Genomic DNA, 19,084 nt, shown 5'->3' on the forward strand with positions numbered 1-19,084 from the left:
CAGGTGCGGCGGTGGATGCGGCCGTGGCCGCCGGCGCGGCTGCGGGGGCGCCAGTTGCGGCAGCGGCGGCGGGAGCATCGACGTCGTTCCCGGCATAGCTGAAGCGGCGCTCCACCCGGTCTATCCGGGCCGCCAGGCCGCGCTCGTTCTGGTCGGACGTGGGCAGCAGGATCCGGGCGCAGAGCAGCTCAAGGTGCAGCCGCGGGGACGTGGCCCCGGTCATCTCCGTGAGTGCCGTGTTGGTGACGTCCGCGGCCCGCGACAGCTCGGCCGAACCAAGGTTGTGCGCCTGGTTCTGCAGCCTCGCAATCTGGTCCGCCGGCATCCCCCGCAGGATGGTGTGGGCGCTCTCCGGCATGGCCTTGACGATGATCAGGTCGCGGAAGCGCTCCAGCAGGTCCTCAACAAAGCGGCGGGGATCGTGGCCGGTCTGGATGACCCGGTCCACCGCGCGGAAAACGGTGGCGGCATCGGAGGCGGCTACCGCCTCCACCACGTCATCCAGGAGTGATGCGTGGGTGTAGCCAAGCAACGCGACCGCGAGTTCGTAATCCAGCCCGTTGGGACCGGCCCCAGCCATCAGCTGGTCTAGGACGGACAGCGAGTCACGGACCGACCCGCCTCCGGCGCGGATCACCAGCGACAGGACGCCCGGGGCCACGGGGACGTTCTCCTGGTTGCACAGTAGTTCCAGGTACGCCATCAGGGGTTCGGGCGGTACTAGGCGGAAGGGATAGTGGTGCGTCCGGGAGCGGATGGTCCCGATGACCTTGTCCGGCTCGGTGGTGGCAAAGATGAACTTGATGTGTTCCGGCGGTTCTTCAACGATTTTCAGCAGCGCGTTGAACCCCGCGGACGTGACCATGTGGGCCTCGTCAATGATGAAGATCTTGTAGCGGTCCCGGACGGGGGCAAAGGTGGCCCGCTCGCGGAGGTCACGGGCATCGTCAACACCGCCGTGGCTGGCGGCGTCGATCTCGATGACGTCCAGCGAGCCGGAGCCGCCGCGGGCCAGTTCGATGCAGCTGGGGCACTGGCCGCAAGGGGTGTCCGTGGGGCCCTGCGCGCAGTTAAGGCAACGGGCAAGGATGCGGGCGGAGGTGGTCTTGCCGCAGCCCCTGGGGCCCGAAAAAAGGTAGGCGTGGTTGACGCGGTTTTTCCGCAAAGCCGTCATGAGCGGCTCGGTGACATGCTCCTGACCGATGACGTCGGCGAACGAGTCGGGACGGTATCTGCGGTAGAGGGCGGTAGTAACTGTCACAGAGAAAACCCTACCAATCCGGGCCGACATCCTGCCGCCCTGTGGGGGAATAGTAAAGACCCCCCATGCACCCGCCAGAGCCCGCCTACCCTTGCTACCTTCCGGTCCTGGGGGAGTTCAACAGGATGACGCCACATGAGGGGCCGTCAGATACTTTACCCGATCATCCGGTACGGTTCGAATCGGGCCCCGGCCGCCAGCCCTCCACACGCCAGCTCATGAAAGCCGGCTCTTCGTAGGGATGCGCGGCGCGCAAAGCGGCCACGACCCGTGGCAGGAGCGGCTCGTCGACCACGCACTCAATCCGGTCCTCCGCCACCTCTTCCGGCGTCCCCGTTGAGCCGAGGAAAGGGCGGGCGCCAGCTTCCGGCGTGAACCGGCCGGTTCCGGGAGTCGTGAAGGAACAGTGGGAGTAGTTCCCGATCCTTCCTGCACCGGCGTCACCGATGGCAGCCAGGACCTGTTCCGTGTGGGTTCGGGGTGAGTAGATCACGAGGGCATGCAGCTCGGTCATGATTCCACTGTGCGCCGAAGTTCCGCTGATTGCCCGCATTTCCATTGCTTATCCCTCCGGCACCCACGATCATGGGTATGTACACCGATTGGGGCAATCTCCAGATTGTGAGCTGTGTGGCCTGGCAGAACGGGGCCGGACCCGGCAGCTCAACGGCGTACCAGTGGAATGGGCGCGTTGGGGGCGTCCATTTCCGGTTAAGGCGGATTGCGGGAAACGGTGCGGGCAGTCCCGGGTGTATGCCGGTCGCCGAAGCCTTACGAACCCCAATTTGGGTGATGCGCGAAACGTCAGGTAGTCTAGTACCTGCTTTTGATTCAGAAGCAGTTGGAGAATTCGCCTAGCGGCCTATGGCGCACGCCTGGAACGCGTGTTGGGTTAACGCCCTCGGGGGTTCAAATCCCCCATTCTCCGCCAGTCGAGAACCCGGTCCCGCAGCTGCGGGGCCGGGTTCTTGCATTTAATACATTTTGCCGGGCCTGACCACGCTGTTAGAGATCGGCTTCGGGACACCCCAGCCGCCGCAGCCTGGCACGTGCGGCCATTTCGCTGGGACCGCGCGGCCCCAAGGCAAGGCGGACGACGCCGAGCACGGCCTTGGTGGCAAGCTTCACCGGAAGCGGAAACGGGCCCAGCCGGGGTACCTCGAGCCCGAGCATCGCCCGGTACCGTGGCTCCAGGCTGTAGACCGCCCCCGCAAACAGGATGCGGTAGCCGGGGCGGAGCATCGGATGCAGCGGCGCATTGCGGATGAAGTCCACAGTCTCAGCCACCCGGGCGTCGACGCGCAGTTCGTTGCCCGAGTACCAGCGGTCCAGCTGCTGCCGCATCTCCGCTTCGGTCAGCGGCGGATTGTCCACGCCCATCAACCTGCCGGCCTGCGCCCACTCCCTGACATAGGCGTCAGGTCCGCCGGGGATGCTGCCGCCCCAGATTTTGTGGGCAGTCAGGAAGGCGTCGGTGAATGCGATATGGATCCATGCGGCCAACTCGGGATCGTTGGCACTGTAGCTGCGCAGGGTTCCCTGGTTGTCGCTGTAGCTGCCCTGCACAGGTTCATGCAGACGGCGGACCATGCGTGAGGCCTCCTCGGCAGCGGCCCTGGAACCGTACGTCACTGTGAAGATCCAGCGGATGGTGTGCGCCAGCCGGCCCAGCGGATCTTCCCGGAAGTTCGAGTGCTCGTGGACCCCGGCCAGCGCGCCGGGGTGCAGGGATTGCATCAGCAATGTGCGTATTCCAGCCACGATGGGGGACATGGAACCGTGCACCGCCCACACCGCAGAACCCGGCAGGTGGTAGCCGGGGTCGTCTCCCTCCGACAGCCGCAGTGCCCAGTCCGGCGGCGCGTCCGACTTTCCCGTGAACGTCTTCTTGAGTTCGTCCTGCCATTTCCGGAGGAAATTCCGCATATCCCATTGTTGCCCACTGCGGGCCGCCGCGCGCCGACCTGGATGAGACTCCGAAGATATCGGCCAAAACCCCCTATTTCGTGATTCAGGGGTTCACAGGGCATCAGCCGTATGGTCCCATGGGTCTACCGTCAAGACAGCGTGCGGGTGGGACATCTCCGGGAGTCAATCCATGGGCAAGAATCGGGGATCCGGTGCGGGCACAAAACCCCCGGGTACACGCCGACCCACTGTCCGCGTCCTGACGGCTGCCGGTGCTTTGGCCGTGTCCTTCTCCACCTTGAACCTGTCGGATGGTCGCGAGGCGCAGCTGTTGCCGGCGGTCTCCGGGACGCCTGCGGAAAGCCCTGCGGATCCGGCAGGGAAAGCTGTCCCTCCCGGTCCTGGAGGCCAGGCCGCCGAGCCGGCGGGAGTGGTGCTCCGGGGAGCGGAAGGCCCGGACCTGGACTCCCTCCCGCATTCCATACCCGCCAACCCGCAAGCCGTGGTGTCGTTCCCGCGGCCGGTGGTCACCGGTTCAGGTCCCGAGCGGCCTTTGCCAGTGGAAGTTGGTTACAACGGGGTTGGAAGGCCCGCTGCCGGATTCCTTATGGCACCCTTGGAAGTCTTGAATCCCAGCTCACCCTTCGGGTTCCGAATTAGCCCACTGACCGGAACGGCCGGCGACTTCCATCTGGGACAGGACTATGCTGCCCCCTGCGGAACCGGAGTTTACGCTGCAGACTCCGGTGTGGTCCGGGCCGCGGGCTGGCATCCTTGGGGCGGTGGCAACCGGGTGGAGATCGACCACGGCAACGGCCTGGTGACCACGTACAACCACCTCGAATCGCTGGCGGTCCGCAGGGGCGATAGCGTGCAGGCAGGCCAAGTCGTTGGGCGGGTGGGCAGCACAGGCTGGTCAACCGGCTGCCATCTGCACTTCGAAACCATCTTGAACGGCTGGCATGTAAGCCCCTTGAAGTGGCAGTTCGTGGGCCTCACGGCGCTCGCTGGTGGTGGCCTGGAAGAGGCATTGTCCTATGTCCCGGGCTCTGGTTCACCGGCTGACTGGCTTGACTGGACCCTGCCTGGAATCAAGGACACGGAGCCGACGGTGCAGCCAGCCGAGCCGGAGCTGCCGACGCACTCCGAGGCGGAAACCCCTTCAACTTCGCCCACCGAGCCTGCGCCGTCACCTACTGAGCCGACGCCGGCCCCCACCGAGCCGTCTGCCTCGCCGACCGAGCCGTCACCTTCGCCGACCGACCCGACAGCGTCTCCCACCGAGCCGACGCCGGCGCCCCCGGAGCCGTCTGCCTCGCCGACCGAGCCGTCAGCGTCTCCCACCGAGCCGACGACGGCGCCCCCGGAGCCGTCTGCCTCGCCGATCGAGGCAGCACCGACGGAGCCAGTGCCGACGGAGCCTGTGCCGACGGAGCCTGTGCCGGCTCCGGTTGAGCCGGCACCGACCGAGCCTGTGCCGGCTCCGGTTGAGCCAGTGCCGACTGAGCCGGTGCCCACCGAACCTGTGCCGGCTCCGGTTGAGCCGGCACCGACCGAGCCTGCGCCGGCTCCGGTTGAGCCAGTGCCGACTGAGCCGGTGCCCACCGAACCCGCGCCGGCCCCCGTCGAACCGGCACCCACCGAACCGGCACCCACCGAGCCCGTAACGCTGGAACCAGCGACGCCGGAACAAACCGCGGCACCAGTCCCCTAGAAGAGGGCAGGTCCGCGGAAAAGTCGGCAGGCCAACCCGTACAGGGGCTGACCTGCTCCGAATTACAGGTGTGAACAACTTTGTGCGGACCACATCCCCGGTGTCCCTGTACCCCATCCCGCTGACCCTGAATGACGGAACCGAGACGGAGTTCGGACGGTTCAAGGGGAAGGTGGTGTTGGTGGTCAACGTCGCCTCCAACTGCGGTTTCACTCCCCAGTACGCCGGCTGGAAGCCCTTTATGGGAAGTTCCGCGACCGCGGCTTCGAGATCCTCGGCGTCCCGTGCAACCAGTTTGCCGGCCAGGAGCCGGGCAGCGACACCGAGATCGCCGAATTTTGCCAGCGGAACTTTGGCGTGACCTTTCCCCTGACGGAGAAGGCCAGGGTGCGCGGCAAGAGGCAGCACCCGCTGTACGCGGAGCTCACCAAGTTCAAGTCCGGGCTGCTGCCCGGGCTGGTGAAGTGGAACTTCGAGAAGTTCCTGGTGAACCGCGACGGCGAGGTGGTGGACCGCTTTGCCCCCACTACGGAGCCGGACTCGGCTGAAATTATCGACGCCATCGAGAAGGCCCTTGGCGATTGACCGGCCCTGGGGCGAATAAAATGCGCAGAAGCGCAGTTCTTTTATCTTTTTCCACATCGGCTACGGCGATTTGCCCAAAGTTTGCCAAATGTCTGATTGGATAAATATTACTGAAGGGTACCAGGGAAGAGCGGCTTCCCACCGACCACAGAGGTAGCAATGGAGCACATCGAGGCCGAACATCCCCGGCCACGCCACTTCCTACTCCACTTGAGTGATCCCCACCTGTTGGGGGGTCCGGACCCCCTGTACGGCGTTGTTGACAGCGAAGCCCGCCTCATCCAGCTCTTTGACGAGGTCAAAGCATCCGGGGCGCGCCCTGAGGCTGTCATCTTCACCGGCGATCTCGCAGACAAAGGCCATCCCGAGGCGTACCGGAAGCTGCGCGCCATCGTGGAGCCCGCGTGCGACGAGATGGGCTCGCAGGTTATCTGGGCCATGGGCAACCACGACAACCGGGCGAACTTCCGGAAGGGCCTGCTGGACCAGCCAGGGAATGACGCGCCCGTGGACCAGAGCTACTTCATCAACGGCCTGCGCGTCATCACCCTGGACACCTCGGTTCCCGGGTTTCACCACGGCGAGCTGAGCCAGTCGCAGCTGGAATGGCTGGCCCGCGAACTGGAGACCCCGGCTCCCGACGGCACCATCCTGGCACTGCACCATCCACCTGTCCCGTCGGTCCTGGACCTGTCGGTGCTGGTGGAACTGCGGGACCAGGCCTCGCTGGCCGCGGTGGTGCGCAACTCGGATGTCAGGACCATCCTGGCCGGCCACCTGCATTACTCCACCACCGGCACCTTCGCCGGCATCCCCGTCTCCGTGGCTTCGGCGAGCTGCTACACCCAGGACCTCAATGTCCCGGTGGGTGGCACCCGCGGGCAGGACGGCGGGCAGGCCTTCAACCTGGTGCACGTCTATGAGCACACCATTGTCCATTCGGTGGTGCCGCTGGGCAGTTCGACGACGGTGGGCGAGTACGTGACCCCCGAAGAGACCGCGCGGCGGCTGGAGGCCGCAGGGGTCCGGATTCCCGAGACCACCAAGCAACGCAGCGGAGCCCGGCTGGGCGCGTCCTCCAGCAGGTAAAACTCGGGCAGGTAGAAGAAGCAAAAAGATGGCCGGTCCCGTTGACGTCGGGGCCGGCCATCTGTTTGTGCCGTGCAGGGAGTGCGCGTGCTACTTCTCCCAGGGCGCCTTGACGGGGAAGTACTTCTCCAGGAAGTCGGTCACTACTTCGGCCCGCTCGTCAGCGTCCACCTCGGGGAAGCTGCCGTCGTTGAGGCAGAAGAAGTCCATGTTCCGCTTGGCCAGCAGCTTGGGAAGGTAGTTCAGGCCGGCGCGCATGGTGGTATCCACGTAGCGGACCTTCGCGGCCGTCTGGGTGACCGCGCGGCCGGTCAGCAGCGCGTAGTAGTGGTAGAACGAGTTCGTGACGGAGATGTTGTCCGCGGCGCGGAACCGGCTGGCCGCAGTCTTCCGGAACTCCTCGGGGAACTCGTGCTCCATGGTGGCCACGACGCTCCGGCGGAGCGGTGCGGCGCAGTGCTCGAGGTGCCGCGTGGTGATCCGGCCGAACCGGTTCCACAACAGCTTGCGGTTTACCCGGGCGGCGTTCTCGAAGCCGCTGCGCTCTGCCGCGTTCTCGCCCAGGCCGATCCGGGTTTCCGCCTCAATGAACTTGGTGATCCCGCCGGGGGTGAAGAACAAATCCGGGCTGACGGGCCGGCCAAAGAACATGTCGTCATTGGAGTAGAGGAAGTGCTCCGAGAGCCCCTCGATGTGGTGCAGCTGGCATTCCACAGCCTGCGAGTTGTGCGTGGGCAACACTGTCGGGTCGCTGAAGAACTCTTCGCTCCGGACGATCGTCACGGAGGGGTGGTCCGCCAGCCATGCAGGGGCAGGGGAGTCCGTGGCGATGAAGATGCGGCGGATCCAGGGCGCAAACATGTAGACGGACCGCAGCGCGTACTTCAGTTCGTTGATCTGCCGGAAGCGTGCCTCGTGGTCGTCGCCCTCGCCGAGGACATGGCCTTTTTGCTGGGCGCGGCGGGCAGCAATGTACTCCGGGGAACTGCCGTCCACCCAGGAGAACACCAGGTCGATGTCGAAGCTGATGTCGCTGGCGTGGTCCGCGAACATGTTCTCGATGGTGGGCCAGGTGTGGCCGTAGCGCTCCACCGTCCCGCGGACCGCGTCCTGCCGCAGCAGGGTCCGGCGCGTCAGGGAGTTCTCGATGGGAAGGATGATCTCCTCGCCCTCGAAGGACCAGAGCTCGATCTGCACGCCTGCAGAAGCGCCGAACTCGAAGCCGCCCCCGGGCTCAACCCGCGGCCGGTACAACCGGAAGATGCGTGCCTGGCGGCTGGTGGAAAGCTCGCCGTCGGCTACAAGGACGGCGGTCTTCTTCTTGGCATCCACCGTCATGGAGTAGAAGGGCTCGTCCCGGCAGGCCTCAACCAGGGCAGCGCGCAGCTTCTTCCTGTCCTTCCAGTCCAGGGCGATGACCGGGCGGTCATTGTTGCCGCGGACCAGCAGGTAGGCCAGGCCGGACTCCGCGAGGACGTTCCGCAGAAACAGCAGGTCCTCCACCATGGCCTGGTAGTGGGTCCTGTTGTAATTGAGCAGGGCATAGCGGCCCTTGTGCCTGATGACGTCGGGGCGGTGCTTCAGGCGCCGTTCCGCAGCAGCGGACGTCGCCTCCTCGTGGAATTGTTCCTCTACGGACGCCTGGCCACCGAAGTAGATTTCGTCCTGAACCGGTGCTTCTGTAATGGTTATCTCCGTGCTGGTGAAGTATGCGTTCCTACCTGCATGATAGCCCCGCCCGGGAAACGGCATGTTTCGGCCGGCCGGCGGCCGCGGCCCTAGACGCCCAGCGCCTCCCGCCAGCTGCGCAGGAAAGCGCCGCCGGCGTCGTCGTGGATGACCGTGGCTTCAAGCCCCAGATCGGCCGCGGTGAGGACGTCGTACGGTTTCGCCGGAACACCGTCCGCGGGACGGACATCCACGTGCTTCACGGCATGGTCGTTGTGGTGCAGCCAGTCCGCCATGGCGTAGTCCGTGCGGGAATCGCCCACTGTCCGCCAGGCCTCGGGCGTGATGCCCTGCGCTGCCAGCAGTTCCACGGCCCGGCTGGCACCGAGGTCCTTGCCGAGGCGGACGGACTCGATGTCGGTGGAGATGATGGTGGGGTCCACGCGGTAGTCCACCTCGTCGTCGGAATTCGGTGCATGGTGGTCAAGCCGGACCACGCCCAGCCCGTGCCGTGCCATCAGGTCCATGGCATCGGCGTCGAACAGCTTCTGCTCCGCGAGGTACTCGGCGCTGGGGACCTCGATGTGCTGCTCCACGGACACCATGGCCCGCTTGGTCTCGTCGAAGAACATGTGCGCGGCGTAGTCCTCGGCGACCAGCCGGCGGACGTCGTCCCCGTAGGCCGCGGGTACGGCGAGCTCACGGTCCACATGGATGGGGCCGGGGCCGGCGGAGGTGTAGCTGAACCAGACCGCGCCCTTTTCGCAGACGGCGTGGATGATGGTGCCACCGGGAATTCCGGCCTCGATCATCGGCGCCATGACCTGTTCCCGGATGAAGGCGTCCGAGCGGCCCGTGTTGAAGACGACGGGGATCCCGGCCGTGGCAAGGGCCACCAGGTCGCTGATGATCTCCGGTTTGACGTCCCGCGTGACCGGGCTCGCCACCGGACCGTCAACGTCCAGCAGGAGCGCCAGCGGCGGGGTGGACGGCGTGCGGACGCCGGGCACGGGCATGGCAGGGGACTCGGATGCTGTCATGGGGCCTATTCTTTCAGCAGCGCCCGGCAGTTCCTGAACGGGCGACCGAAGATCACCGGTTGTGACATGGTCACTGTTTGGCCACAACCTGCCGGGGGCGCGGCCGGGCACTTTCGCTCCGGTTGGCGGGATGCCTAGGGTTGCAGGGTGATATTCAAAGCTGTGGGCGAGGGCCGCCCTTACCCCGACCATGGTTACAGCACGCCCAAGGAGTGGGCGTCGCTGCCGCCGCGGCCGGTGCGGCTGGACGAGCTGGTGACCACCAAGCGCACCCTTGACCTGGAGGCCCTGCTGGCAGAGGACTCCACCTTCTTCGGCGACCTCTTTCCGCATGTGGTTCAGTACCAGGGGACCCTGTACCTGGAGGACGGCCTGCACCGGGCCGTCCGGACGGCACTGCACCAGCGCACCGCGATCCACGCCCGGGTCCTGGTGCTCGATGGCTAGGAAGAGGAAGGTGCAGGATGCCAGCATCCTGCACGGCCATCACGTGGTGAGCGGTCCGGAACTGCGGGCCACATTCGACGCGGCGGCCCTGGACGCCGACGATACCGCCAGGGTGCGCCGCAGGGTGCTCCACGGCATTGTGCTGGTGCTCCTCATCGGCGTGATCGCCGCGGGCATCATCACGGCCCTGGCGATCATCAACGGCCGGTTCTCCATTCCAACAGCCGAACCGGCCGACGAAAAAGTCTCCACCTGCCCCGCGGCCACGTTTGACTACACGCCGCCTGAGCAGATCAACCTCAATGTCTACAACTCCACCAGCAGGCCGGGCCTTGCCCGGTCCGTGGCGGACGAGTTCCTGGCGCGCAAGTTCGTGGTGGCGGACGTGGGCAACATCGATGCAGGCTACCGGGGCGTGGCGGCCGTGATCTCGGGTGCAGCCGGACAATCGGCCGCCTTCAGCGTGCAGCGGAACCTGCCGGGTTCGGACTACTTCCAGGACGGCAGGACAGACGGCAGCGTGGATGTGATCCTTTCCCAGGATTACCGGGCCCTGGCACCGCCCGACCTCGTGGACCAGACACCCGGCACGCTCAGCTGTCCGCGGGAAAGCCGCCGTGTTGCGGATGACGACAGGTGGCCGGTCATGCCGTCCGCGGCGCCGGTGTCCTGAAGTGCCGGCGTCCTGAAGCACCGCTCCTGAAAGTTAGCCCGCCACGGCGGGAAGCTGGGCGATCCGCACGGGGTGGCCCTCGTCGTCGAACCTTGCCCCGGCGCCCAGCTGGATGAACCGCACAGTCCTGGCCACGCGCGCTTCCAGCTCAGCCGGCTCGTCGCTGCCCCTGGCGGCACTGGAGGAGAGCGTCCCCAGGATCAGCTGCGCCTGCTGCCCGATGTCCGCCACCGGGAGGTAGCCCTGGTCCATTCCGTCGCGCAGGATGCCCTGCAGCAGCACGCTCAGCTCGCCCACATGGTCGGCAAGTTTTGCAAAGGACGACGGCGACAGCACGGCGCCCATGGCGGGTCCCGGAGGCAGGTGGCGGCGGCTGAGGTCCACCACCTGGGCGCGCACGTACAGCGCGAGCCGCTCCACCGGGTTGTCCAGCCGGTCCAGGGCCTCGCGCAGCTCCGTGAGGAACTTCTCCGTCTCGTCCAGGGCGTACGAGATCAGCAGTTCCTCGATGTCCGCGTAGTAGTTGTAGACGGCGGTCCGGCCCACACCGGCGTGCCGGGCCACGTCCGTCATGGTCAGGCCGGGAAGGCCGTGCGAGAAGAGGAGTTCACCGAAGGCCGTGAGGATGCGCCGCTGGGTGTCCGCCCGCTGCTCGGCGTTGCTGGCCGCTGAAATCCTTGGCATACAGACACTTTACCGCTGTGTGTCAGTAAACCAGTTGCGGGACGTGCCCGAATTCAGACCGTGCAGCCGTCGGGGCCGCAGGCGTCGCCCTCGCCCGAGTTCACCAGTACCAGCGGATTGGCATCCTGCCAGGCCTGGTCCAGCGCAGCAGTGAACGTCGCTGCGGGCTGGGCCCCGGAAAGTCCGAACTTCCGGTCGATGACGAAGAACGGGACGCCGCTGATGCCCAGGGACCGCGCCTCTTCAACATCGGAGCGGACATCGTCGGCGTATTTGTCCGTGGTGAACAGTTCCTCGAGCTCGCCGGAGGGAATGCCCAGGTCCTTGCCCAGCGAGGCCAGGTACTCCCGGCTGCCGATGTCCTTGCCGTGCTCGAAATGGTCGCTGAGCAGGCGCTCCTTGGCAGCGTCCTGCCGGCCGTGGGCGGCGGCTAGGTGGATCAGGCGGTGCGCCATGAAACTGTTCGCCACCACCACCTTGTCGAAGTGGTAGTCCAGGCCCTCGCCGCTGGCCTGCTGCGCGACATGGTCGAACATCTGCGAAACCTGCTGCGGCGGCATCCCCTTGCGCGTGCTCAAGTACTCCAGCTCCGTGCCGTCATAGTGCTCCGGAAGGGTGGGGTCCAGCTGGTAGCTCCGCCACGTGACCTCCACCGCGTCGCGATGGGGGAACTCGGCCAGCGCGGCCTCGAAACGGCGCTTGCCAATGAAACACCACGGGCAGGCCACATCTGACCAGATCTCAATCTTCATGGTGTGAACAACCGCCCGGCTGGAGCAGCCATTCCGGAAGGTGCGTGTTAGATACCCCACACTGGGTCTTGTGGCCGGGCCGATCCTGGGCAATAGTCTGATATAGGTCAAGCAGAGGCCATTGTTCTTCCAAACACCGCCGGATGGATTGCAATGCCCCCTGCGGTGCCACGTGTCTGGTTAGCTGGGGAGCCCGGCCACATCACCTGGAGGCCAGGAATGCGGATTGGACTTATTGCAGGACCGTGGATTCCCATTCCACCGGTCACCTACGGCGGAATTGAAAGGGTTGTGGACAGCCTTGCCCGGGGCTTCACGGCAGCCGGGCATGAGGTGCTGCTGGCGGCACCCGCGGAAAGCACCTGCCCCGTCCCGCTGGTCCCGGGAATGAGGCCGGCGCTCCGCGACGCGCTCGGTTCCACCATGTCAGAACTCAGCCATGTGATCCGGGCCTACGAGGGGCTGGGCGGCGTGGACATCATCCACGACCACACGCTGGCGGGGCCGCTCTACGCCCGCCGGGCCAAGGACATTCCCGTGGTGACCACCATCCACGGCCCGCTCAATGCCCTGGCTGTCGACCTTTACCGCGCCATGGCCAGGGACACCGCCATCATCGCCATCTCGCGCGACCAGTCATCCCATGCCCCGGACGTCCCGGTCACCCAGGTCATCCACCACGGCATGGACGTCTCCGCCGTTCCGGTCGGAAGCGGCAGCGGCGGCTACCTGTGCTTCGTGGGCAGGGCATGCCCGGACAAGGGCCTGCTGGAAGCCATCATGATCGCCCGGCAGGCAGGGCTGCCCCTGCGGATTGCCCTCAAGATGCATGAGCCTGACGAAATCCGCTACTTCCGCCAGGAAATCGAACCGCTCCTGGGACCAACGAAGAGTTCGTGGGGGAAGTGGACGACGCAACCAAGTACCGGCTGATGGGCGAAGCCGTGGCCTTCCTCAACCCGATCCAGTGGTCGGAGCCGTTTGGCCTGGTGATGATCGAGGCCCTGGCCACCGGAACCCCCGTCATCGGCACTTCGATAGGATCGGCGCCCGAGATTGTGGAACACGGCAGGACCGGTTTCCTGGGCAGCACGGAAACCTTGGCCGGGTTCGTCGAGGCTGCCGCAGGGCTGGACAGGGGCCGCTGCAGGGCCTCGGTGGAACAGCGGTTCAGTGCCGGCCGGATGGTGGCGCAGCATTTGCGGCTCTTCGGTGAACTCCTTGGCGGCAGATCGCCGTCGGGGGTTCCGGATGCGGCGGGCCTGCACCAGAATCGTTAAGGGCGGGCGGGCAACCGGTCCCGGCAGCACCCGCCGCTGGAGATAGGGAGTCCGTCCATGACCGCCTGGAACGAAGACAACGAGGCATCCGTCTCCGACTCCGGTTCCGTGACCATCCTTGAAGGCTCGTCGTTCTGCATCTCGTCCGGAAGCGGTGACATCAGTCCCGACGGCAGCGCGAACGGCGTGTTCTTCCAGGACACCCGCATTATTTCCGGCTGGGTCCTGCGCATCAACGGCGCTGCGGGAACCCCTGGTGGCTCAGCGGCCGCATCCTTTCGAGGCAACGTTCGTGGGCAGGGCAACCTGGCCTGGGGGACGGTTTGACAGCCCCTTGGTGGTCCGGCAGGTCCGCCATATCGGGCCGGGACTCCAGGACGACATCACGCTGGAGAACTTTGCCGCCGAACCGGTGGAATGCGATATCGAGCTCCTCGTGGATGCGGACCAGGCCGACCTCTTCGACGTGAAGGGCGCCCGGACCAGCGGTGTTGACGACGCGACCCGTGAGGTGGTGGACGGCAGGCTCGTCATCGAAGCCAGCCGGCACGGCCAGCAGCGCGGAACGGTGGTCAGTGCCAAAGGCGCGGCCGTCAGCACGGACGGGCTCCGTTTCCGTGCCACCGTCCCGGCCCGGGGCAAGTGGGCCGTCAGCATCATCGTCGTGCCGCTGGTGAACGGGCAGCCGCCCGAGAAACCGTTCCGTGACGGGCAGTTGCCCCACCACCGTGAGGGCGTCCGCCGGCACCTGGACTGGGAAGAAGGCGTACCGCGGCTCAGCATCGAGGACGTCAAGCTGCAGGAACTGCTGAACCGGAGCCAGCGGGACCTGGGTGCGCTGCGCATCTTTGACGCCCACCATCCGGAACGCGCGGCAGTTGCCGCCGGCGCCCCGTGGTTCATGGCCTTGTTCGGCCGGGACTCCCTGCTCTCGTCCTACATGAGCCTGCTGGTCAACCCCCACCTGGCCGCAGGTACGCTCCAGACCCTGGCGGGGATCCAGGGGAAGAAGGTTGACCCGGACTCCGAGGAGGAACCCGGCCGCATCCCGCACGAGGTCAGGCTGGGCGTCACCGCCGGACTGTCCCTGGGCGGTACCGCCTACTACGGAACGGCTGATGCCACGCCGCTCTTCGTTGCCCTTTTGGGCGAACTGAGCCGCTGGGGGCTTTCCCGCGACGTGATCCGGCCGCTGCTGCCGCACGCGGACCGGGCACTGGACTGGATTGAACAGTACGGCGACCGGGACGGCGACGGGTTTGTGGAGTACTGCCGGCCCAACGCCCACGGCCTGGTCAACCAGGGCTGGAAGGACTCCTGGGACGGCATCAACTTTGCCGACGGCACCATGGCCGAAGCCCCCATCGCCCTGTGCGAAGTCCAGGCCTACGTCTACGCCGCCTACATCGGCAGGTCACTGCTGGCCCGCTGGGACGGCGACGTGGCGCTGGAGAACCACTGGGCGGACCGTGCAGCCGAACTGAAATCTGCCTTCAACGAGAAGTTCTGGCTGCCTGACAAGGGGTACTTCGCCGTCGCGCTGGACAAGGACAAGCGCCAGGTGGATGCCTGCACCTCCAACATGGGCCACTGCCTCTGGACCGGGATCGTGGACGAGGACAAGGCGGCGTCCGTTGCCGAACACCTGATGTCACCGCAAATGTTCACCGGCTGGGGGATCCGGACGCTGGCCTCCGACATGGGGGCCTACAACCCCGTTAGCTACCACAACGGCTCCGTCTGGCCCCACGACACCGCCCTGGCGGCCACCGGCCTGATGCGCTACGGCTTTGTGGACGAAGCCAAGCGGGTGGCCAAGGGGATCTTCGACGCCGCCGAGCATTTCGACGGCCGGCTGCCCGAGCTCTTCTGCGGCTTCGACCGGGGCGAGTTCCCCGGGCCGGTGCCCTATCCCACTGCCTGCTCGCCGCAGGCCTGGGCGGCGGCCGCGCCGGTCCAGCTGGCCCGCGTGCTGCTCCGCTTCGATCCCGTCTACACCCGTGGTGTGGTGCACTTGTCACCGATCCTGCCGGAATCCGTGGGCGAGTTCCGGGCCGAGAACGTGCTGCTGGACACGTCCCGGATCACCATCAAAGCCCGCGGGGCTGAGGGCAGCATCGACGGGCTGCCGCCGGGCGTAAAGCTGCTGCCGGTTCCGCGCCCGCCCTTGGCTTACCCGCCCGAAGGCTACTGAGGAACTACGGGACTTCACGCTCCAGCACGAAGTCGTGTTCCACGGTCCTGCCCAGCTGGAAGGACTTGGTGCCCACCTTGCGGAACCCTGACTTCTCATAGAAGCGGATGGCCCGGGCGTTCTGGCTGTTGACGCCAAGCCACGCCCCGGCGCCGCCGGCGTCGGCGGCTGCCTGGAGGCTGGCGTGCATCAGCTCGGCCGCGGCACCCAGGCCGTGGTGCTCGGGGTGCACGTAGCACTTGCTGACCTCTACGGACGGCAGCAGGGTGAGCGCGGAGGCCACGTCCGGGTCAGCAGCCGGGCGGTTGACCAGCAGGCTGTACCCGTTGAGCCGGTGGCCGGAGTCCAGCACCAGGACGGTGACGTCCGGGTCGGCGAGGTAGCCGCGGAAATGCCGCTCGGTGAGCGTGTTGGCCAGGTGGGCGGAGATGTCTTCGGGTGACGACGACGGCGGGCAGGCCAGCGGGAAGGTGACGGCGGCCAGCGCGGCCAGCGCCCCGGCGTCGTCCGGTGTTGCTTTGCGGATGGTGTGGCTCATGGTGCCCTCCATCCTAAGGGTGCCCTCCATCCTAAGGCTGCCTGTCGGCGTCGTAGGTGAGCCCGATCTGGCGCCGGATCTCGTCCAGGGCGGCCATGATGGCCACGCTCTCGCCGGGCGGCAGCATGGTGCCCGCGGTCAGCCCTTCGCGGACCAGCCGTTCGAGTTCCGCGGCCTGGTACTGCATGCCCCGGCCCTGCACGGGCTCGTTGAACTGCTCCAGGATGTTTCCCGATACGTCATACCGGGTGAACGGGGTGGGGTTGTACCAAACGGATTCGATCTCCACCCAGCCGCCGGTGCCGATGATGGCTGCCCGGTTGTTCCCCGCAGTATCCAGCGCGCAGTCCACGAGGGCCTGCTGCCCGTCCGCATACTCAAAGATGGCCGCCGTCTGCCGGTCCACCCCGGTTGCGGTCATCGCAGCGCTCGCAAGTATCCGGTGCGGGGCACCGAAGACGTCGAAGGAAAACGACACCGGATAGACGCCCAGGTCCAGGAGGGCGCCGCCGCCCAGTGCAGGATCATTGAGCCGGTGCGCGGGGTCTTTGGGAAGGTCCTGGTTGTGGCCTGCCACCACCTTGCGGACCTCGCCAAGGACCCCGCCGGCCACGATCTCGCGTAGCCGTGCCATATGCGGCAGGAAACGGGTCCACATCGCCTCCAGCGCAACCAGGCCCTTCCCGGCGGCAAGGTCCACGATCTCCTGCGCCTGCCGGGCGTTGATGGTGAAGGCCTTCTCCACCAGCACATGCTTTCCCGCGTTCAGCGCCAGCAGGGCGTTTTCGTGGTGGAACACGTGGGGAGTGGCAACGTACACGACGTCGACATCCGGGTCGGCCGCCAGGTCCACGTAGCTGCCGTGGGCTGTGGGAATGCCGAACCGGGCGGCGAATGCCTGGCTCGTTTCCAGGGAGCGGGAGCCCACCGCCTGGACCGCGAACCCGTTGTCCACGAGGTCCCGTACCTGCAGGTCGGCGATGAAGCCGGTGCCGAGGATTCCCCAGCGGAGCCGGCCGTCGGAGGTGCCGCCGCTGTGGTTCGGCACGGCCTAGTCCTTGCTGCTGAAGGCGGCGTCGAAGGATGCGGTGGAGGCGGGGAAGTCGAATTTTTTGAGGTTGGCGAGGGCTTCGGGGGCGCCGTGGAGGCGGTCCATTCCGGCGTCTTCCCATTCGACGCTGATGGGGCCGTTGTAGCCGATTGCGGCGAGGGCGCGGAAGGATGCTTCCCATGGGACGTCGCCGCGGCCGGCGGAGACGAAGTCCCAGCCGCGCCGGGGGTCGCCCCAGGCGAGGTGGGAGCCCATGACGGTGTTCCGGCCGGTCTGGCGGACCTTGGTGTCCTTGCAGTCCACGTGGTAGATCCGGTCCTTGAAGTCCCAGATGAACGAGACGGGGTCGATGCCCTGCCACATCATGTGGGACGGGTCCCAGTTCAGGCCGAACGCTTCGCGGTGGTTGATCGCTTCGAGGGTGCGGACGGTGGTCCAGTAGTCGTAGGCGATCTCGGACGGGTGGACTTCGTGGGCGAAGCGGACGCCGCATTCGTCGAAGACGTCCAGGATGGGGTTCCAGCGGTCGGCGAAGTCCTGGTAGCCGGCGTCGATGACTTTTTGCGGGACGGGCGGGAACATCGCCACGTACTGCCAGATGGCGGAGCCGGTGAAGCCGACGACGGTGTCCACGCCGAGGGCTTTGGCGAGCCGGGCGGTGTGTTTCATTTCCTCGGCGGCGCGGGTGCGGACGCCTTCGGGGTCGCCGTCGCCCCAGACTTTGGAGCGGACGATGCCTTGGTGCCGGAAGTCGATGGGGTCATCGCAGACGGCCTGGCCGGTGAGGTGGTTGGAGATGGCCCAGACCTTGAGGTTGTATTTGTCCAGGACCTCGAGCTTGGATTCGACGTAGCCGGGTTCGTCCCAGCGCCAGGCGTCCAGGTGGTCGCCGGAGACGGCGATCTCGAGGCCGTCATAGCCCCAGCCGGAGGCGAGTTTTGCGACTTCCTCGAAGGGCAGGTCGGCCCACTGGCCGGTGAACAGGGTGAACGGGCGGGGCATGTCAGGCTCCTTTGGAGGTTCTGTCGGCAACATGGACGAGTGCACTCTTCGTGGCGGCGGATTCCTCCACGGCGTTGAGGATGTACTGGACGTTCAGTCCCTCCTCGAACGACGGCGAGGGCTGGCTTCCAGCCTGGATGGCGGTGAGGAAATCGCGGATCTGGTGGGTGAAGGTGTGTTCCCAGCCGATGATGTGGCCCTGCGGCCACCACGCGTCCAGGTAGGGATGGTCCGGTTCGGTGACCAGGATCCGCCGGAGGCCTTGTTCGCGGGCCGGGGCGGTGGCGTCCTGGAAGCCGAGTTCGTTCAGGTTTTCCAGGTCGAAGTGGATGCTGCCCTTGTCCCCGTAGATCTCGAGTCTCAGGCTGTTCTTCTGTCCCGTGGCCACCCGGGAGGTCTCGACCGAGGCGATGGCTCCGGAGGCGAGGGTCAGTGTGGCCCAGGCGGCGTCGTCGACCGTCACGTCCTCGGGGCCGTCCGGGCCGGGGCGGCGGTTTACGAAGGTCTGAAGCCGGCCGGTGACCTCGGTGACCTGGCCGCCGAGGAGGAACAGGACCTGGTCCACCGCGTGGGAGGCGATGTCCCCGAGGGCCCCGGACCCTGCGGTCTCTTTGCGGAGCCGCCAGGTCATGGGTGCCTGCTCGTCGGCAAGCCAGTCCTGCAGGTAGGCCGCGCGGACGTGCCGGACCGTTCCCACCCGGCCTTCGGCGATGAGTTCCCTGGCCAGGGCCAGGGCGGGCACGCGGCGGTAGTTGAAGCCGACCATCGACTGGACACCCCGGGTGCGGGCGGCTGCCGCGGCGGCGTTCATGGCCTCGGCTTCGGCGAGGGTGTTGGCCAGGGGCTTTTCCACCAGGACGTGCTTGCCCGCCTCGAGCGCGGCGATGGCGATCTCTGCGTGCATCCAGCCCGGGGCGCAGATGTCAACGATGTGGATGTCGTCCCGGGCAATCACCTCGCGCCAGTCCGTGGCGGATTCTGCCCAGCCGTACTTCGCTGCGGCGTCGGCAACCTGCCCTGCATCCCGGCCTACCAGGACCTTCTGCTCGATCGCCGGGACGTCGAAGAAGCTGGCAACGTTCCGCCATGCGTTCGAGTGGGCCTTCCCCATGAACGCATAACCGATGGCGGCGACGCCCAGCGGACCCCTGGCGCCCGGACCGTTGGTGCCTGTTCCCTTGGCGCCCGGATTCATGGT

General features: G+C 66.6%; 15 protein-coding genes, 1 tRNA gene, 1 other RNA gene and 4 pseudogenes. 8 read left to right on the forward strand and 13 right to left on the reverse strand.

Annotated elements, in window-relative coordinates; all coding sequences use genetic code 11:
- From G205_RS13470 to G205_RS13475, 3 genes are all read right to left on the reverse strand, one after another.
- Positions 1–1,291, reverse strand: a 1,291-nt coding sequence (locus G205_RS13470; RefSeq protein ID WP_152419588.1) for a DNA polymerase III subunit gamma and tau, incomplete at its 3' end; no start/stop codon positions are given.
- Between the two features lie 21 nt (positions 1,292–1,312).
- Positions 1,313–1,409: signal recognition particle sRNA small type (gene ffs / locus G205_RS21195), an RNA gene on the reverse strand.
- Between the two features lie 15 nt (positions 1,410–1,424).
- Positions 1,425–1,775, reverse strand: a complete 351-nt coding sequence (locus G205_RS13475; RefSeq protein ID WP_035753075.1) for a YqfO family protein — start codon at positions 1,773–1,775, stop codon at positions 1,425–1,427.
- 329 nt (positions 1,776–2,104) lie between these two features.
- Here G205_RS13475 and G205_RS13480 point away from each other — a divergent pair.
- A tRNA-Ser gene (locus tag G205_RS13480) sits at positions 2,105–2,192 on the forward strand.
- Positions 2,193–2,266: 74 nt separating this feature from the next.
- On the opposite strand, the gene G205_RS13485 is transcribed toward G205_RS13480, so the two are convergent.
- The gene (locus tag G205_RS13485; protein WP_009358459.1) at positions 2,267–3,187 is read right to left on the reverse strand and encodes an oxygenase MpaB family protein; all 921 of its coding nucleotides are present in this window, start codon (positions 3,185–3,187) and stop codon (positions 2,267–2,269) included.
- A gap of 589 nt (positions 3,188–3,776) precedes the next feature.
- Here G205_RS13485 and G205_RS22945 point away from each other — a divergent pair.
- Positions 3,777–4,130 (forward strand): annotated as a pseudogene (locus G205_RS22945) (M23 family metallopeptidase); the annotation flags it as partial.
- Between the two features lie 74 nt (positions 4,131–4,204).
- Here the strand turns inward: G205_RS22945 and G205_RS22110 are convergent.
- Positions 4,205–4,825, reverse strand: a complete 621-nt coding sequence (locus G205_RS22110) for a hypothetical protein (RefSeq protein WP_052014129.1) — start codon at positions 4,823–4,825, stop codon at positions 4,205–4,207.
- A gap of 140 nt (positions 4,826–4,965) precedes the next feature.
- On the opposite strand from G205_RS22110, the pseudogene G205_RS13495 reads away from it, so the two are divergent.
- Together G205_RS13495 and G205_RS13500 are read left to right on the forward strand one after the other, a co-directional pair.
- Positions 4,966–5,468: pseudogene (locus G205_RS13495) on the forward strand (glutathione peroxidase).
- A 159-nt stretch (positions 5,469–5,627) separates the two neighbouring features.
- A complete protein-coding gene (locus G205_RS13500; RefSeq protein WP_009358461.1) occupies positions 5,628–6,557 on the forward strand; it encodes a phosphodiesterase in 930 nt (309 codons plus the stop codon).
- Between the two features lie 90 nt (positions 6,558–6,647).
- Here G205_RS13500 and G205_RS13505 read toward each other — a convergent pair whose 3' ends face one another.
- Together G205_RS13505 and G205_RS13510 are read right to left on the reverse strand one after the other, a co-directional pair.
- Positions 6,648–8,309 carry a stealth family protein gene (locus G205_RS13505; RefSeq protein ID WP_009358462.1) on the reverse strand — a complete coding sequence of 554 codons (1,662 nt, stop codon included), beginning with the start codon at positions 8,307–8,309 and terminating at the stop codon, positions 6,648–6,650.
- A 26-nt stretch (positions 8,310–8,335) separates the two neighbouring features.
- On the reverse strand, positions 8,336–9,265 hold the full coding sequence (locus G205_RS13510) for a Cof-type HAD-IIB family hydrolase (RefSeq protein WP_009358463.1): 930 nt from the start codon (positions 9,263–9,265) through the stop codon (positions 8,336–8,338).
- 147 nt (positions 9,266–9,412) lie between these two features.
- Between G205_RS13510 and G205_RS13515 the strand changes: the two genes are divergently transcribed.
- Both G205_RS13515 and G205_RS13520 read left to right on the forward strand, forming a co-directional pair.
- The gene (locus G205_RS13515; protein ID WP_009358464.1) at positions 9,413–9,712 is read left to right on the forward strand and encodes a type II toxin-antitoxin system VapB family antitoxin; all 300 of its coding nucleotides are present in this window, start codon (positions 9,413–9,415) and stop codon (positions 9,710–9,712) included.
- Positions 9,705–10,385 (forward strand): LytR C-terminal domain-containing protein, encoded by a 681-nt coding sequence (locus G205_RS13520; RefSeq protein WP_035753067.1) that lies wholly within the window; start codon positions 9,705–9,707, stop codon positions 10,383–10,385. Before G205_RS13515 ends, G205_RS13520 begins: the two co-directional genes overlap by 8 nt.
- Before the next feature lie 33 nt (positions 10,386–10,418).
- Here G205_RS13520 and G205_RS13525 read toward each other — a convergent pair whose 3' ends face one another.
- Positions 10,419–11,069, reverse strand: a complete 651-nt coding sequence (locus G205_RS13525; RefSeq protein ID WP_009358466.1) for a TetR/AcrR family transcriptional regulator — start codon at positions 11,067–11,069, stop codon at positions 10,419–10,421.
- A 53-nt stretch (positions 11,070–11,122) separates the two neighbouring features.
- Positions 11,123–11,821: a DsbA family oxidoreductase gene (locus tag G205_RS13530; protein WP_009358467.1), complete on the reverse strand. Its 699-nt coding sequence runs from the start codon at positions 11,819–11,821 to the stop codon at positions 11,123–11,125.
- A gap of 219 nt (positions 11,822–12,040) precedes the next feature.
- On the opposite strand from G205_RS13530, the pseudogene G205_RS13535 reads away from it, so the two are divergent.
- Together G205_RS13535 and G205_RS13540 are read left to right on the forward strand one after the other, a co-directional pair.
- Positions 12,041–13,101 (forward strand): annotated as a pseudogene (locus G205_RS13535) (glycosyltransferase family 4 protein).
- A gap of 57 nt (positions 13,102–13,158) precedes the next feature.
- A pseudogene (locus G205_RS13540) lies at positions 13,159–15,295 on the forward strand (amylo-alpha-1,6-glucosidase).
- A 4-nt stretch (positions 15,296–15,299) separates the two neighbouring features.
- On the opposite strand, the gene G205_RS13545 reads toward G205_RS13540, so the two are convergent.
- From G205_RS13545 to G205_RS13560, 4 genes are read right to left on the reverse strand one after another with little or no spacing between them, the layout of a single operon-like run.
- Positions 15,300–15,833, reverse strand: coding sequence for a GNAT family N-acetyltransferase (locus G205_RS13545; RefSeq protein WP_035753084.1), 534 nt, complete (start codon positions 15,831–15,833; stop codon positions 15,300–15,302).
- Positions 15,834–15,864: 31 nt separating this feature from the next.
- Positions 15,865–16,881, reverse strand: a complete 1,017-nt coding sequence (locus tag G205_RS13550; RefSeq protein WP_009358469.1) for a Gfo/Idh/MocA family protein — start codon at positions 16,879–16,881, stop codon at positions 15,865–15,867.
- 3 nt (positions 16,882–16,884) lie between these two features.
- Positions 16,885–17,886, reverse strand: coding sequence for a sugar phosphate isomerase/epimerase family protein (locus tag G205_RS13555; RefSeq protein WP_009358470.1), 1,002 nt, complete (start codon positions 17,884–17,886; stop codon positions 16,885–16,887).
- A 1-nt stretch (position 17,887) separates the two neighbouring features.
- Positions 17,888–19,081 (reverse strand): Gfo/Idh/MocA family protein, encoded by a 1,194-nt coding sequence (locus G205_RS13560; RefSeq protein ID WP_009358471.1) that lies wholly within the window; start codon positions 19,079–19,081, stop codon positions 17,888–17,890.
- Between the last annotated feature and the right edge of the window lie 3 nt (positions 19,082–19,084).

Origin of the sequence: Arthrobacter nitrophenolicus (assembly GCF_000332815.1) — a bacterium.
Lineage (GTDB): Bacteria > Actinomycetota > Actinomycetes > Actinomycetales > Micrococcaceae > Arthrobacter > Arthrobacter nitrophenolicus.